The organism is Lascolabacillus massiliensis (assembly GCF_001282625.1).
GTDB lineage: Bacteria > Bacteroidota > Bacteroidia > Bacteroidales > Dysgonomonadaceae > Proteiniphilum > Proteiniphilum massiliensis.
In genome coordinates this window covers 927,283-942,901 of sequence record NZ_CTEJ01000001.1, presented here as the reverse complement: position 1 = coordinate 942,901, position 15,619 = coordinate 927,283, and the positions used below count along the sequence as shown (strand labels likewise).

Below are 15,619 nucleotides of genomic sequence, written 5' to 3'. Positions count from 1 at the left end.
ACATTTTTTTGTGTTATAAAACATAATATAGCGATTTTAACAAATCATATTACTACACCTTTCACATCCATCTTCCTCGTTATCAAAACTTTATCAATTTTATTACCATCAACATCCATAATCTCGAAAATAAGATTGTTATACTCAAACTTATCACCGACACCTGGAATCTTATTAATACAGGTAAAAACGAAACCTGCAACAGTAGAATAATCAATTTTATCGAAGTCGACTATGAAGTCTTCGTCAAATTGAGTTAATATTTCAATTGGTGCCTCTCCGCTTACCAACGCAGAATTATCTTCCCTAATAAATATAAGTGGTTCAGTTGATTCTACATCCGTTTCCTCAGGAACATTACCTACAAGATTTTCAAAAATATCATGAATTGTAATAATACCATCGAGGCTGCCATACTCATCTACAACAACTGCAACGAACTTATAACTGTTCTTGAAGTTCTCAAGCACTTTCTGGGCTCGTACGGTATTTGGAACTATAATTGGCTCCATTATCAGCTCTTCAATTGTGAAATCTTCCTTGCTGTTAAGTCGCATAAGAAAATCACGCATTGATATGATCCCTACAAAATCATCTATTTTTTTTCTGCATGCAAGTATCTTACTATGCTTTGTCTGTAGTAATTGTTCAATTACCTCTTCCTTGCTTTTACTTATATCCACCCATTCTACATCTGTTCTGTGGGTCATTAGATGTCTTGCACGTTTATCTGAAAAATAGAACACCTGTTCGTGGATGATATTTTCCTGAACATCAATTATACCTTCATGAGAAGCAGTTTTTAGCATAGCACGCAATTCCATTTCTGAAATTACATCTTCCTTTGGTTTCAATCCGATTAACCTGTTGATAAAACCGGTAGAAAAAGAGAGAAGCTTGACAAAGGGATAAAAAATAATACTTACTGCATAAATAGTTGGAGCTACTGCCACTGCCATTTTTTCTGAATAATTCAGAGCTATTGTTTTGGGCACCAGCTCGCCTATTACAATGGAGATATAAGTGATCAGAAATACAACGGTCACCATTGATATCCCTTCTGCAAAAGGAGCAGTGAATGCGAATTGATCGAAAAAGGGCACCAGTTTGCCTGCGAAGGCCTGACCTCCGTAAGCACCATTTATAATACCTATTAAAGTAATTCCTACTTGTACTGAGGATAAAAAATTATCAGGGTCGGACTGAAGCTTCAGCGCACGAGAAGCTCCGTTTGAACCATTCTTATATGCTGATTCCAGTTTGTTTTTCCTCGCTGAGACTATTGCTATCTCGGAAAGGGCAAAAAAACCATTTAGCAGAATCAGCAAAAGAATGATGATAATATCTATCCACATAATATAATGATAGAAAAATTACTTGAATTTATTACCACAATGGCGTTGGATAAGTACCATTATCTGATAGTTCTTTCAATTTGGCTACAACATCTGGTCTGTCTTCAGCATATGTTACTCCAAACCATTTTGAAGGTGTATCCAAGACCCTAACTTTAGCTGTTTTATTAACTATCAAATGGTTTACTAATAAAGGAATAAAAAATTCTGCTTTGATATTATCCTGATTATCTTCCAAAAATTTTACAAAATAATCATCTGAATATTTAAAGTAATCGGGAGTAAAACCCCACATATTCATTGATACTGGTGTATTATCTTCTACAGCAATCCACTGGTCATTCTCATCCTTAAAGCAAACTTCACCATTAATTCGCTTAACCTGGGTGCGTTCTACAACACCAGTAAGATAACCGTTTTCATCTGTCTCACATACACCACGTGCAACTGTACCACTTTCAGAAAGTGTGTTTCCTATGCGGTATCCTATCATACAGTAGTTGTTTTCGCTATTATTAAGTTCAGAAAGTGTATCGGCCAAAATCTTAAAGCTTTCGCGACCATAGAAATCATCTGCATTGATCACTGCAAAAGGCTCATTGATAACATCTTTTCCCATCATTACAGCATGGTTTGTGCCCCATGGCTTTACTCTTTCAGGGTTAGGTTTGAAGCCTTCAGGTAATTTATCAAACTCCTGGAATACCAGTTCAACAGGAATTTTCTTCTCATACTTCTTAACTATTTTGTCTCTGAAGTCCTGTTCAAAAGATTTACGAATTACAAATACCAATTTGCCAAATCCGGCATTTACAGCATCAAATATTGAATAGTCCATTATGGTTTCCCCATTAGGTCCTACTCCATCTAATTGCTTTAGACCGCCATAACGGCTTCCCATTCCTGCTGCTAATACAAAAAGTGTAGGTTTCATTTATTATCTTTTTAATTTAATCTCTTATGCAAATGTAATGTTTTTATATAAAAAGCGGAAACAAAAAAAGATTATTGATTATATCGCTTCAATTCAGGCTACATTTTGGTAGTAGTAATTTTGTTAAATTTTTACATTTCGCTGATTAGTTAAAACAATTTTTAAAGCTATGCGTTAAGTAGTGAAAGTAAGGTGATTGTGTAAACTATCCGAAACATGTTCTAGAGATTAATACACTTAATTATAGGTACTTTTACATTTAAATTAATTAAAATAATAAATCATGGAAACAAATGTATCAAATGATGTACAGGGCAAAAACATTGCCATTATTTCTTATCTCACCGTTATCGGGTTAGTACTCGCTTTTGTTATGAACAACGAGAAAAAAGAACCGTTTGCAAGTTTTCATATCAGGCAATCTTTAGGTCTTGTTATAACAAGTATAGCTTTAGCTATTATAAATGTAATTCCTGTACTTGGATGGATAGTAAGTATTATTGGCTACTTAGTTCTTTTATACATGTGGATAGTTGGATTACTTAACGCTGTAAACGGCAAAGAAAAAGTTGTCCCTATTCTTGGTAATAAATATACAGAGTGGTTTAAAACTATTTGAAGTTTAGACCAATGTTTATATATTCATATCTAAAGATTTACAAATAATGAAAAAAGTAAATTTATTTATCCTGTTTATAATTATTTTCGGATTTGGATTTACTGATAGTGCAAATGCTCAGTTTCTAAACAGACTAAAAAATAAAGTGCTTGAAAAAACAGAGGAGGTTATAATAGACAAAGCAGCGGACAAAGCCGCGGAGAAGACTTCTAATGCAATGGAAAAGATACTTAATCCAAATCTTGAAGGTCTGTTTAACTTTGGTGGAAAATCTGTAGATCTCGCTGATCTGCCTGAAGTTTACCGTTTTGATTATGACTATACTGTAAAGATGACTACAGAAGGTGGAGAGACAAATATGAACTACCTATTCAGTAAAAATGATTCTTATATAGGTATAAAAACAGAGATTTCTCCTGATATGATTATGATTTTAGATAATTCAAAGAATGTCTTCATAATTAAATCAAACGAAACTGTAATTGCAAGGGAGTTAACTACCGATCAGGAATTAAGCGAAGAGGATCTTGATATTAAATATGACTATACTTTTTCTGAGTTACCTGATCGTGAATATCTTGGATATAATTGTAAAGGATTTAAATTAGAAAGTGATGAGCATAATATAATTGTATATTTTGCACCTGAAATAAATGTCCGTTTTGGGGATACTCGAGGCCAGGGTATTGCTAATATGCCAAAGGAGATGATAGCATTCACAAAGAAGTATGAAAATGGACTCATGATGTTTATGGAAATGGAAGATAATTCAAAGAAGGGCAATAATATGACAATGGAATGTATTGCTTTTAATGAATCGTCTACAAATATCAGATTAAAATAACTATCTGTCTCTGACAGATTCTTCAAAGGATTTCCATAAATTATCCATGGGAACTGGTGCAGTAACTTCTATTTTTACTTTTGATACGGGATGTATAAAAGATATGCTTCTTGCATGTAAACTAATACTACCATCGGGATTTGAACGTTCAGCGCCATATTTTAAATCTCCTTTAATTGGAGAGCCTATCTTGGCTAGTTGACATCTAATTTGATGATGACGCCCAGTCTCAAGATTAACTTCAAGTAGGCTATAGTTCTGTGATGTACTAATCAATTTATAGTGCATCACAGCTTTTTTTGTATTAGGTTTCTCTGTATTGAAGGCGGATGACTTATTCTTTTTTTCGTCCTTGATAAGGTAATGAACTAATTTATCCTCTATTTTAGAAGGTCTGTTTTTAACTATTGCCCAATAAACTTTATCAATTGAATCTTTTCTGAACATCTCATTTAACCTTGATAAAGCTTTACTAGTTTTTGCAAATATCACTACCCCACTTGTTGGTCTGTCAAGTCTGTGAGTTACTCCACAAAAAACGTTGCCGGGTTTGTTATATTTATCTTTAAGATAATCTTTAACAATTTCCGACAACGGTTTGTCTCCGGTTTTATCGCCTTGAACGATCTCACCGGGTAATTTATTAATTATGATTATATGATTGTCTTCGTAAAGAACAGTCATATCAGCTATTCATACCACCACAAACGTTAATAACTTGACCACTTACATACGAAGAGAGGTCTGAAGCAAGAAAAAGAGCTACATTCGCAACATCTTCAGGTGTTCCGCCACGTCTTAATGGTATCTGCTTTGTCCACTCTTTTTGAACTTCTTCAGAGAGCTGACCTGTCATATCGGTAATAATAAATCCTGGAGCAATTGCATTTGCACGAATTCCACGTGAGCCCAATTCTTTTGCGGTTGATTTTGCTAAACCTATCATACCGGCTTTTGAAGCTGAGTAGTTTGCTTGTCCTGCATTACCTGACACGCCTACAACAGAGCTCATATTTACTATGCTTCCTGATTTCTGACGCATCATTATTGGTGTAACTGCATGTATAAAATTGAATGCTGATTTCAGATTCACATTAATAACAGCGTCCCACTGCTGCTCAGACATTCTCATGATAAGACCATCTTTTGTAATTCCTGCATTATTGATAAGAATATCAATTCTGCCAAAATCTTTCATTATCTCATCAACTACAGCATGCGATTCATCAAAATTTGCCGCATTTGAAGCGTATCCTTTACATTTTACCCCCATAGAGGAAATTTCCTGTTCTGTAGCTTTGCCTGATTCATCTATAACTAAATCTGTAAAAGCTATATTTGCTCCTTCAGATGCAAATTTCAATGCAATAGCTTTACCAATACCACGTGCAGCACCGGTTATAAGCGCTGTTTTACCTTCTAATAATTTCATATGAATTGTTGTTTCTAATTAATTAGTTCTGATTTTATTAAAATATTTTTGTAGCAGAATATTGATGGAAAATCATTCTGAATATAGGCCTTTGAATATCAGGTTAGATATCAGCTCCCTGTCGCCCTTTTTACTGTAATCTAGTTTAAGCGCACCTCTTATAGTTGGAACTTCTAATCCCTTAAATGCGTAATGCAATATTTCTGCTGTCTGTTTTATATCTTTAAGGTGAAATATTCCTTTTTCACACCCATCTCTAATGATAACCTCAAGATAATATATCTCTTTGTTATCAAACCCTTTGCGTACTGTTTCTACCTGCCATATATCTCTGAAAAAATCTGCTTTCAGAGTACCATTGCGGGTAACAACTTCTTTAATAGCATTAAGTCTTGTAAATGCCAGCATTAGTAATTTGTCATCAGCGGGCATGTCACGTCTGGTTACTTCCTCCAGTTTATTATATAGAACATCCAGCTCTGATTCTATTACAGCCTTGTAAATATCATTTTTACTACTGAAATAGGTATACAATGTTCTCCTACCCCGTTGAGATGCTTTGGCTATGTCGTTCATAGTGGTGCTTTCTACACCATTCTTTGCGAAAAGCATACGGGCTACATCAATTAAATCTTTTCTAGTTTTTGAAATCGCAGATGACACTTTTTGCACATTTTAAATATATATGTGCAAAAATATAACAAAGATTTATATTTTCAACTCTTTTCTTCGTTTTTTTCCATCAGTTTGCCAGCCTCACAGACTTCATTGTACCATTCCTGTCCAAATTTTCTAATTAATGGCTCTTTTAGAAATTTGTAGAGGGGTAATCCGTGCTGTCTACCAAGAACAGTGGCTGGTTCGCAGATCGACCATTTATGATAATTTACTGCCGTAAATTCTACATACTTTTGAAGTCTTATAGGATATAGATGACAAGAGATTGGCTTTTGGATGTTTATTCTTCCTTCACGATATGCATTATCAATTGCACATTTGCATACTCCATTCTCATCGAAATATGTAAAGACACACTCCCGGCCTTTGATAATAGATGTAACAAGTTCTCCATCATAATCTTTATAGGCAATACCCTGCTCTTTTATCAACACTTGAGCTGCTGGTGAAAGGTCATCCCAAATCTCCGGAAGAATTTCATTAATTTCTTCGAATTCGTAATCCTCTAACGGAGCTCCGGATTCTCCATCTACACAACATTGTCCTTTACACTTACAAAGATCACAAATAAAGTGTTCTTTAAATATATCGTCAGATATTATTGTATCTTGAATTTGTATCATTATTATTATTTTTTGAAATTAGTCTATTGTATATCCAAAACAGTGCTATTGTAAGCACCAAGCTAAAAATAGCCAAAACCACAAACTGAGGTGTTATTGAAATATTTTCAATATTCTTATACCACTCAGCATCGCCCCAGAAGAAATTTATCAAGATTACAGTGGCATTATTCAGAAAATGGAATATGATTGGAACATATAGGTTTTTAGTATATATAAATAGATAACCAAGTATTGCCCCTAAAAATAATCTTGGCAAGAATCCATAAAACTGAAAATGTATAATACTGAAAACAAGGGCGGTCAACCAAACTGCGATATGACCATTTTTAAACTTTTCCTGTATAAACTGTTGTAATGCACCGCGAAAGAACAGTTCTTCTGAAATTGCAGCGAAACCTGCTATCACAATGATATTTAGGAAAAGTGCACTAAGCGATTTTCTCGATAAGATCAAATTAGTAGTTTCCAAGGCTGCATCTTCCATCATTCGCATAAATTCTTCAATACCTTTCATACTTTCCGGCAACACCATTCCTTTATTCAATTGCACTAAAAATGATGCAAAAAGATAAGAGAAAATAAATGCAAGAATAGCAAAAGGGATATTGTACGACTGTTTAACATTATCTGCTACTCTGAGGTATTGTACGGGTTTGTTATTTGTCCATGCTACAATTAAATACGCAGGTAATCCGATTGCAAAAATCGATTGCATGATTGTATCTACATAAATACCTGAAATCTCTCCATAATCTTTGATTACAGGTATCATCAAAATTAATCCGGCAAATAATCCTGCAAAAAAAACTCCAATTAATAGAAATAAAAAAAGATAAGCTATTTTAAATCCCGGAGAAGCAGATATAAGAATTGGACGCATCCTTCCTGTTCTTTTATTAAAGATATCTTTATCAAACCACAAAGATAATAGAATTACTTTTTATAGGACCAGAAAATAATTTTTGCAATTTGAAAGAATAACACTAATTTTGCACTCTTGTTTAAAAAAATGTTTCAAACGGTTGAATTTAACCGACTTTGAATAAAATAATCCATTTCAAATGAAGTCAACACTTAACAAAATCGACGAGGTAAACGGAACAATCCTAATTGAGCTGGAGAAAGCTGATTATCAGGATAAAGTAGATAAGTCGTTAAATCAATTCAGACAAAGAGCTGAAATACCGGGATTTCGACAGGGTAAAGTTCCAAAAAGCGTTATACAGAAACTTTATGGAAAATCAGTCCTGATTGATGAAATCAACAAAATTGTGACAGAAGAGGTTAGTAACTTTGTACGCGATAACAAGTTGAAAATACTTGGAGAGCCTCTGAATGACCAAAGTGAAGACAGGCAGGTTGATTTAGATAAAGATGAAAATTATAAATTCTATTTCAATATTGGACTGACTCCTGAATTCGACCTAAAACTGGGTAAAGAGATTGAACACACATATTATAGTGTAGATCTGGAAGAAGATTTGCTTAACAAGCAGATTGATGCATACAAGCAGAACTATGGCACTTATCTGAAAGTTGAAGAGGAGTCTGTTGAAACAGACCTGATTAAAGGAACTCTTACTGAAGTAGAAAATGGAGAAGATAAAGAGAATGGCAAAGTAATTGAAAACGCCATCTTAATGCCATCATACATAAAGGATGAAGCAAGTAAAGCTAAATTTATTGGATCAAAAGTAGGTGACAATATTATCTTCAACCCAAAAACTGCCTACAATAATAATGAGGCTGAGGTAGCATCACTTCTGCAATCTACTAAAGAAGAGATTAAAGACGTTAATTCTGATTTCCGTTTTGAAATAAACGAAGTTACTCGTTATAAAGAGGCTGAATTAAATCAGGAGCTGTTTGATCGTGTTCTTGGAGAAGGTGGAGCGACAACTGAAGAGGAATTCAGAACAAAAGTTAAGGAACAGCTTGAAAAACAATTCAAGCCTAATGCTGATCATCTGTTCATTCATGAAATGAGAGACATCATTGTTGAGCAAATGAAAGATGTTAAATTCCCTGATGAGTTCCTGAAGCGCTGGCTGCTTGAATCAAGCGAGAATAGAACTGAGGAGCAGGTAGAGGAAGATTATCCAAAAATACTGGAGGATCTGAAATTTCATATCGCAAAACAGAAGATCATTGAAGAAAATGAAATAAAAATTGAATTCAAGGATATTGAAGAACTGGCAACTGAAGTGGCAAGAGCACAGTTTGCTCAGTATGGTATGACAAACTTACCGGCAGGTGTACTTCAGAATTACGCTAAGAGCATGCTTGAAAAAGAAGAGACTGTTCAAAATCTGTTTGAAAAGGCTACTGAAGATAAAGTAATCGACTGGCTGAAAGAAAATATAACAGTAATCGAGAAAAAAGTTTCTTCTAAAGAATTCAATGAAATTATGACTGAACATTCGCATTTACACAGCGAAAATGTAGCGGATGAAAATGAAGTTGAAAGTGAGACTGAAGAAGTATCTTCAGACGAAACTAACGAATAAGATGTGAATAGGTGCTGAAAACAACTTATTTTTTCAAGTAATTGTTTATAAATTCAATTTTTAGAATTAAATTTGTTTTATTTCTGGCACCTTATTTGCAACAGTTCAACTGATAAACTATGTTGAACAACCAAAATAAAAATTATGCAAGACGATTTTAGAAAATATGCAGTAAAACATCTTGGGATGAGCGGATCCAGACTGGATAGTTATATGAAAATAACCAGTCAGGGTGGCTACATATCTCCTACTATTATTGAAGAGCGTCAATTGAATGTTGCTCAGATGGATGTTTTTTCACGATTGATGATGGATAGAATTATCTTTCTGGGTACAAGTATAGATGATTATACTGCCAACGTTATGCAAGCTCAGTTACTTTATCTGGATTCATCTGATCCCGGTAAAGATATTTCAATTTATATTAATTCTCCGGGTGGTTCTGTTTATGCAGGGTTAGGAATTTACGATACAATGCAATTTATTTCAAGTGATGTATCAACAATTTGCACCGGAATTGCTGCATCTATGGCAGCTGTTTTATTAGTATCAGGAACTGAGAAAAAGAGATTCGCACTTACTCATTCAAGAGTGATGATTCACCAGCCTATGGGAGGTGTTCAAGGGCAAGCTTCTGATATCGAAATAACTGCTCGTGAAATAGCTAAAATAAAGAATGAACTATACACTATCATATCCAAGCACTCCGGAAAACCTATCGAAGAAGTAAGCAGGGATTCTGACCGTGACTTTTGGATGACTGCTTCAGAAGCAAAAGAGTATGGTATGGTTGATGATGTATTGATAAGGAAATAAATCCAGGAAATTAATATATTATTATGGCGAAAAAAGCAAATAGTAGTAACCACTGCAGTTTCTGCGGAAGAAGTGAACAGGAAGTAAATCTACTTATTTCCGGGGTAACGGGTTATATTTGTGACATGTGTACCGAGCAGGCACACGAAATTGTCAATGACTCATTTAAAAGTAGTGGAAAATCTGATGTGGGTATTACACTTTCGACATTGCCAAAACCTACTCAAATCAAAGATTTTCTAGATCAATATATTATAAAACAGGATAGTGCTAAAAAATTTCTATCAGTAGCGGTTTACAATCATTATAAACGTATTTTACAGAAAAATGCAAAGGATGAAGTAGAGATTGAAAAGTCTAACATCATAATGGTTGGAGCTACCGGTACCGGCAAGACACTTTTAGCAAGGACTATAGCTAAAATGCTTCAAGTACCTTTTACAATTGTTGACGCTACAGTTCTTACTGAAGCCGGTTATGTAGGAGAGGATATTGAAAGTATACTTACAAGACTACTTCAGGTAGCTGATTACGATGTGAATGCTGCTGAGAGGGGAATTGTTTTTATAGATGAAATTGATAAAATAGCACGAAAGAGTGATAATCCGTCTATTACAAGAGATGTAAGTGGAGAGGGAGTACAACAAGGACTTCTTAAACTCCTTGAAGGATCGATTGTAAATGTTCCACCTCAGGGAGGCCGTAAGCACCCTGAACAGCGTATGATTGCGGTTAACACCAAAAATATACTTTTTATATGTGGTGGTGCTTTCGACGGCATCGAGAAAAAGATTGCTCATCGTCTTAACAGTCATGTAGTTGGCTTCGCAGCTTCTCAGGAAAAAGCAATAATAGACAGAGATAATATGCTCAAATACATTACTCCACTTGATCTGAAATCATTTGGACTTATTCCTGAAATTATCGGTCGTCTACCTGTTCTGACCTATCTGGAACCTCTTGATAGAGATTCACTTTTACGCATTCTTGTTGAGCCCAAGAACTCAATAATCAAACAGTATCAGAAGTTATTCAGTATGGATGGCGTTACTCTTACATTTGATCAAAGTACATATGAGTTTATTGTGGATAAAGCGATTGAGTTTAAATTAGGTGCACGAGGTCTCCGATCTATTGTTGAAGCAATCATGATTGATGCGATGTTTTCATTGCCATCAGGGGATAAGAAAAAACTACATGTTACCCGAAAGTATGCAGTAGAACAGCTGGAGAATTCCGATATTCATCATTTGAGAGTGGCATAGAGAAAATTTTTCTATAACTTCCGTACTTTTTAATATCGGAAGTAAATTAAAAAAACGCATGGTTTAACCTGCGTTTTTTTAATGGATATAAATGGTTTTATTTGGAGCAAAATATTTTTTAAACTATCTTAGAAGTGAATTTATAATAAATGTTCAGAAGGTAAATTTCAAGTTTAATGCATTAATATTGGATATAAGTAATACTTTTCTATATTTGTAGAATACTTGTCATTTTAGGTTTTTCCCCGGATAGTTGAATAAATGAAAAATAAAGATATAATATATAATGGTTTAAAAAAGTATTTTGGATTCGATACTTTTAAAGGCAATCAGGAAGCCATAATAAATAGTATCTTATCAGGTAAGGACACTTTTGTTCTAATGCCTACAGGTGGTGGAAAATCTCTTTGCTATCAATTACCTGCACTTTTAATGGAAGGTACTGCAATTATTATTTCTCCACTGATTGCATTAATGAAGAATCAGGTAGATGCAATGCGGAGCTATAGCGAGAAAGACGGTATAGCTCACTTCCTCAATTCTTCTTTAACCAAAGCTGAGATAGAAGAAGTGAAAAAGGACATTGTATCCGGAAAAACCAAGATGCTTTATGTTGCTCCTGAATCTCTTACAAAACAAGAAAATATTGAATTTCTAAGAAGTGTCCCTATTTCATTTTATGCAGTCGACGAAGCACATTGTATTTCAGAGTGGGGGCATGATTTTCGGCCTGAATATCGTAGAATCAGACCTATAATTAACGAAATAAGTCCAAGACCTATAATCGCACTTACGGCTACTGCAACTCCAAAAGTTCAGCATGATATTCAAAAGACATTGGGAATGACTAACGCAGAAGTATTCAAATCTTCTTTCAATCGTCCCAATCTAAATTATGAAGTACGTAAAAAAACAGATCAAATAGATAAGGAAATCATTAAGTACATACTTTCACAAGGCAGAAAATCAGGTATTGTTTACTGTCTGAGTCGAAAGAAGGTTGATGATTTTGCAGAGATACTGCAAGCCAATAATATAAGAGCACTGCCTTACCATGCAGGAATGGATGCGGCTACACGCTCAAGCAATCAAGATGCTTTTCTGATGGAAAAAGCAGATGTAATTGTTGCTACAATAGCCTTCGGAATGGGTATAGATAAACCGGATGTACGTTATGTAATCCATTATAACATTCCAAAAAGTCTTGAAGGTTACTATCAAGAAACAGGTCGCGCCGGAAGAGATGGTGGTGAAGGCAAGTGTATTGCTTTTTATTCAGAGAAAGACTTACAAAAACTTGAGCGTTTTATGCAAGGCAAGCCGGTATCGGAGCAGGAAATTGGCAAACAATTGCTTCTCGAGACAGCTGCCTATGCAGAAACATCTGTTTGCAGAAGAAAAATGCTGCTGCATTATTTCGGTGAAAATTTTGATCTCCCTAATTGTGAAAATTGTGATAATTGTTTAAATCCTAAAATAAAAGTGGAAGCAAAGGAATTACTAATTACTGTATTAGAAGCTATTACTGCTCTTAAAGAAAAACAAAAAGCCGAATATATTATTGATTTCCTTGTCGGAAAAGAATCATCTGACATTGAAACATATGGTCATGACCAACTTGAAGAATTTGGTTCGGGTGAAGATGAAGAAGAGAGCACATGGGAGGTTGTCATAAGACAAGCATTACTTGACAACTATTTGAAAAAAGAAATTGAGAATTATGGTATTCTCAAAATTACGAAAAAAGGTAAAGATTTTCTCAAGAATCCTGTTTCATTTAAAATAACTAAAATAGATGAAGATGAGGATGATATTTCTGATCTGGAAAGTGAGGATTCAGATATAATGGCATCAGGAGGAGTCAGCGGAGGAGCTGCAGATCCTGTACTATTTTCGATGATGAAGGATCTCAGGAAAAAATTATCCAAAAAACTGAATGTACCTCCATATGTGATTTTTCAACCCTCATCTCTTGAAGCAATGGCAACCTCCTATCCTATTACTTTGGATGAACTGCAAAATATACCAGGAGTAGGATCAGGAAAGGCTAAACGCTATGGTAAGGAATTCGTAGAACTTATTAAAAAACATGTTGAGGAAAATGATATCACACGTCCTGAAGATCTTCGTGTGAAAACAGTACCTAACAAGTCTAAACTTAAAGTATCAATCGTACAGGCTATTGACCGTAAAGTAGCTCTTGACGATCTTGCTGAATCCAAAGGTATCGACTTTAATGAGATGTTGTCCGAAGTTGAGGCAATTGTTTATTCAGGAACTAAAATCAATATTGATTATTTTCTGAATGAGGTAATGTCTCAGGATGTAATCGACGACATCTACGCCTATTTTAAGGAAACCGAGAAGGATGACCTTGAAAAAGCTCAGGAAGAACTTCCTGAATATGATGAAACCGAAATAAGGCTTGTCAGAATTAAGTTCTTCTCAGAATTGGCCAATTAAGAAGTTATTGAAATAAACTATTTCTCTTAACTGTCGTTATAAGTAATTGAAGGGTTAATGACTAAATGGTTCTTAAAGATACCCCGAAATAAGGAGTTTGATCCAAATGAAATATTTGCAAAATATAAATAGTCCCGACGATCTTAAAAAACTAAATGTTGATCAACTTGAAACAGTTTGCAGTGAGTTAAGGGATTTTATTATAGAACAACTTTCGTATAATCCTGGCCATTTCGGCTCAAGTTTAGGTACCGTAGAGCTTACTGTGGCCCTTCACTATCTGTATAACACCCCATATGACCGTTTGGTGTGGGATGTTGGACATCAGGCATATAGTCATAAGATACTTACCGGACGTCGCGATAGATTTTCTACTAACCGTAAGTTAGGAGGACTATCTGGCTTCACAAACCCTTCGGAAAGTGAGTATGATACGTTTATAGCAGGACATGCTTCAACTTCAATCTCAGCAGCACTCGGTATGGCTGTATCAGCATCATTGCGTAAAGAAAATCGCAATATAGTTGCAATAATTGGTGATGGTGCTATGACCGGAGGATTAGCCTATGAAGGTCTTAATAATGTTTGCTCACAACCAAACAATCTTCTTATTATCCTGAATGACAACAACATGTCTATAGATAATAATGTTGGAGCTATACAGGATTACTTAGTTAAGTTAACTACTTCTACAAAATATAATCGATTCCGTAACAATATATATCAAGGCTTCAAAAGACGAAATTTAATATCTGAGAAAGATAAAAATCTGGTGTTACGCTTTAATAATAGTGTAAAATCACTAATTACTAAAGAGCAGAACATATTTGAAGGCTTTAATTTGAGATATTTTGGTCCCGTAGATGGTCACGATCTTCCCAGTTTAATAAGAATACTAAGGAATATCAAAGACATGCAGGGGCCAAAACTGCTGCATATCAAAACTGTTAAGGGTAAAGGATATGAACCAGCTGAAAAATCTGCCACAGTTTGGCATGCACCCGGTCTGTTCAATGTAGAAACTGGCGAAAGAGTTGTCAAAGATGTAAAGAACCAGCCTCCATTATATCAGGATGTATTTGGCCACACACTTGTAGAGATTGCAGAGAAGGATGAGAAAATAGTAGGAGTTACACCTGCGATGCCTACAGGTTGTTCTATGACATATATGATGGATAAATTTTCTGACAGATCATTTGATGTTGGTATAGCAGAAGCACATGCAGTTACTTTTTCCGCAGGTATGGCCAAGGAGGGATTGATTCCATTCTGCAATATATACTCTTCATTCATGCAAAGAGCTTATGATCAGATAATCCATGATGTAGCTCTACAGAAACTTAAGGTAATTATGTGTCTGGACAGAGCAGGTTTAGTAGGTGCTGATGGTCCCACTCATCACGGTGTCTTCGATCTTGCCTATATGCGTCCAATACCTAACTTAGTGATCTCGGCACCATATAACGAGCATGAACTGAGAAACCTGATGTACACAGCTGCTTATGGAAATGACGGGCCATTTGTTATACGGTATCCTCGTGGACAAGGTCAGCTTATTAACTGGCAAAATAAACCTCAAATATTACCTATTGGAAAAGGTAGAAAATTAAAGGACGGAGACGATATTGCAGTACTATCGTTAGGAGCCATAGGCAACAATGCAGCCAGTGCTATTTCAGAGGCTGAGAAATTAGGAATAAGCATTGCACATTACGATATGGTTTTTCTTAAACCAATAGATGAGGAATTGCTGGATAATATAGCCAAAAAGTTTAAACACATTATTACTGTTGAAAATGGTGTTATCAAAGGTGGCTTAGGAAGCGCTGTACTTGAATTTCTTTCAGAAAAACAGTACTCCGATTCCGATGTCAGAGTACATCGTATCGGTATTGCAGATGAGTTTATTACACATGGTTCTGTATCTGAATTACAGGAAATTGCAGAGATTAATCCTGAGAGTATCTTAAAGAAAATCCTGCAGGTTTATTTTGATTTGACTGGAATAAAACTACCTTCAGAAGAGACCATTGTATCATTATAGTCCTTAAATGAATAAATAATCGTTGGAGTAATTTAC

General features: G+C 35.0%; 14 protein-coding genes. 7 read left to right on the top strand and 7 right to left on the bottom strand.

Translation table 11 applies throughout. From position 1 onward, the window contains the following. Nucleotides 1-44 precede the first annotated feature (44 nt). Complete coding sequence (locus BN1354_RS03845; RefSeq protein WP_052673150.1) at nt 45-1,355, bottom strand: hemolysin family protein; 1,311 nt, start codon at nt 1,353-1,355, stop codon at nt 45-47. Nucleotides 1,356-1,386: 31 nt separating this feature from the next. Next, nucleotides 1,387-2,289, bottom strand: coding sequence for a sugar phosphate nucleotidyltransferase (locus BN1354_RS03840; protein ID WP_045089632.1), 903 nt, complete (start codon nt 2,287-2,289; stop codon nt 1,387-1,389). A 283-nt stretch (nt 2,290-2,572) separates the two neighbouring features. Here BN1354_RS03840 and BN1354_RS03835 point away from each other — a divergent pair, with 283 nt between their 5' ends. Both BN1354_RS03835 and BN1354_RS03830 read left to right on the top strand, forming a co-directional pair. Next, entirely contained in the window at nt 2,573-2,908 is a 336-nt protein-coding gene (locus BN1354_RS03835; protein WP_045089633.1) for a DUF4870 domain-containing protein, read from the top strand. Nucleotides 2,909-2,954: 46 nt separating this feature from the next. Next, a complete protein-coding gene (locus BN1354_RS03830; protein ID WP_053826269.1) occupies nt 2,955-3,752 on the top strand; it encodes a DUF4412 domain-containing protein in 798 nt (265 codons plus the stop codon). On the opposite strand, the gene BN1354_RS03825 is transcribed toward BN1354_RS03830, so the two are convergent. The 5 genes from BN1354_RS03825 to BN1354_RS03805 all read right to left on the bottom strand — a co-directional run bounded on the left by BN1354_RS03825 (nt 3,753) and on the right by BN1354_RS03805 (nt 7,368). After that, nucleotides 3,753-4,436: an RluA family pseudouridine synthase gene (locus BN1354_RS03825; protein ID WP_045089635.1), complete on the bottom strand. Its 684-nt coding sequence runs from the start codon at nt 4,434-4,436 to the stop codon at nt 3,753-3,755. A gap of 1 nt (nt 4,437) precedes the next feature. Beyond that, the gene (fabG, locus tag BN1354_RS03820; RefSeq protein ID WP_045089636.1) at nt 4,438-5,184 is read right to left on the bottom strand and encodes a 3-oxoacyl-[acyl-carrier-protein] reductase; all 747 of its coding nucleotides are present in this window, start codon (nt 5,182-5,184) and stop codon (nt 4,438-4,440) included. A 72-nt stretch (nt 5,185-5,256) separates the two neighbouring features. After that, on the bottom strand, nt 5,257-5,796 hold the full coding sequence (locus tag BN1354_RS03815; RefSeq protein ID WP_053826403.1) for a TetR/AcrR family transcriptional regulator: 540 nt from the start codon (nt 5,794-5,796) through the stop codon (nt 5,257-5,259). Between the two features lie 104 nt (nt 5,797-5,900). Next, nucleotides 5,901-6,485, bottom strand: coding sequence for a DUF3109 family protein (locus tag BN1354_RS03810; protein WP_045089637.1), 585 nt, complete (start codon nt 6,483-6,485; stop codon nt 5,901-5,903). Further along, the gene (locus BN1354_RS03805) at nt 6,454-7,368 is read right to left on the bottom strand and encodes a CPBP family intramembrane glutamic endopeptidase (protein ID WP_154904819.1); all 915 of its coding nucleotides are present in this window, start codon (nt 7,366-7,368) and stop codon (nt 6,454-6,456) included. Before BN1354_RS03805 ends, BN1354_RS03810 begins: the two co-directional genes overlap by 32 nt. 181 nt (nt 7,369-7,549) lie before the next feature. Between BN1354_RS03805 and tig the strand changes: the two genes are divergently transcribed. The 5 genes from tig to dxs all read left to right on the top strand — a co-directional run bounded on the left by tig (nt 7,550) and on the right by dxs (nt 15,583). Further along, the gene (gene tig / locus BN1354_RS03800) at nt 7,550-8,995 is read left to right on the top strand and encodes a trigger factor (protein ID WP_082331528.1); all 1,446 of its coding nucleotides are present in this window, start codon (nt 7,550-7,552) and stop codon (nt 8,993-8,995) included. Between the two features lie 144 nt (nt 8,996-9,139). Further along, nucleotides 9,140-9,811: an ATP-dependent Clp endopeptidase proteolytic subunit ClpP gene (clpP, locus tag BN1354_RS03795; RefSeq protein WP_045089639.1), complete on the top strand. Its 672-nt coding sequence runs from the start codon at nt 9,140-9,142 to the stop codon at nt 9,809-9,811. Nucleotides 9,812-9,834: 23 nt separating this feature from the next. Beyond that, nucleotides 9,835-11,076, top strand: a complete 1,242-nt coding sequence (gene clpX / locus BN1354_RS03790) for an ATP-dependent Clp protease ATP-binding subunit ClpX (RefSeq protein WP_045089640.1) — start codon at nt 9,835-9,837, stop codon at nt 11,074-11,076. Between the two features lie 261 nt (nt 11,077-11,337). Continuing rightward, entirely contained in the window at nt 11,338-13,539 is a 2,202-nt protein-coding gene (gene recQ / locus BN1354_RS03785; protein WP_045089641.1) for a DNA helicase RecQ, read from the top strand. A gap of 106 nt (nt 13,540-13,645) precedes the next feature. Continuing rightward, nucleotides 13,646-15,583, top strand: coding sequence for a 1-deoxy-D-xylulose-5-phosphate synthase (gene dxs / locus BN1354_RS03780; protein WP_045089642.1), 1,938 nt, complete (start codon nt 13,646-13,648; stop codon nt 15,581-15,583). Nucleotides 15,584-15,619: the final 36 nt, after the last annotated feature.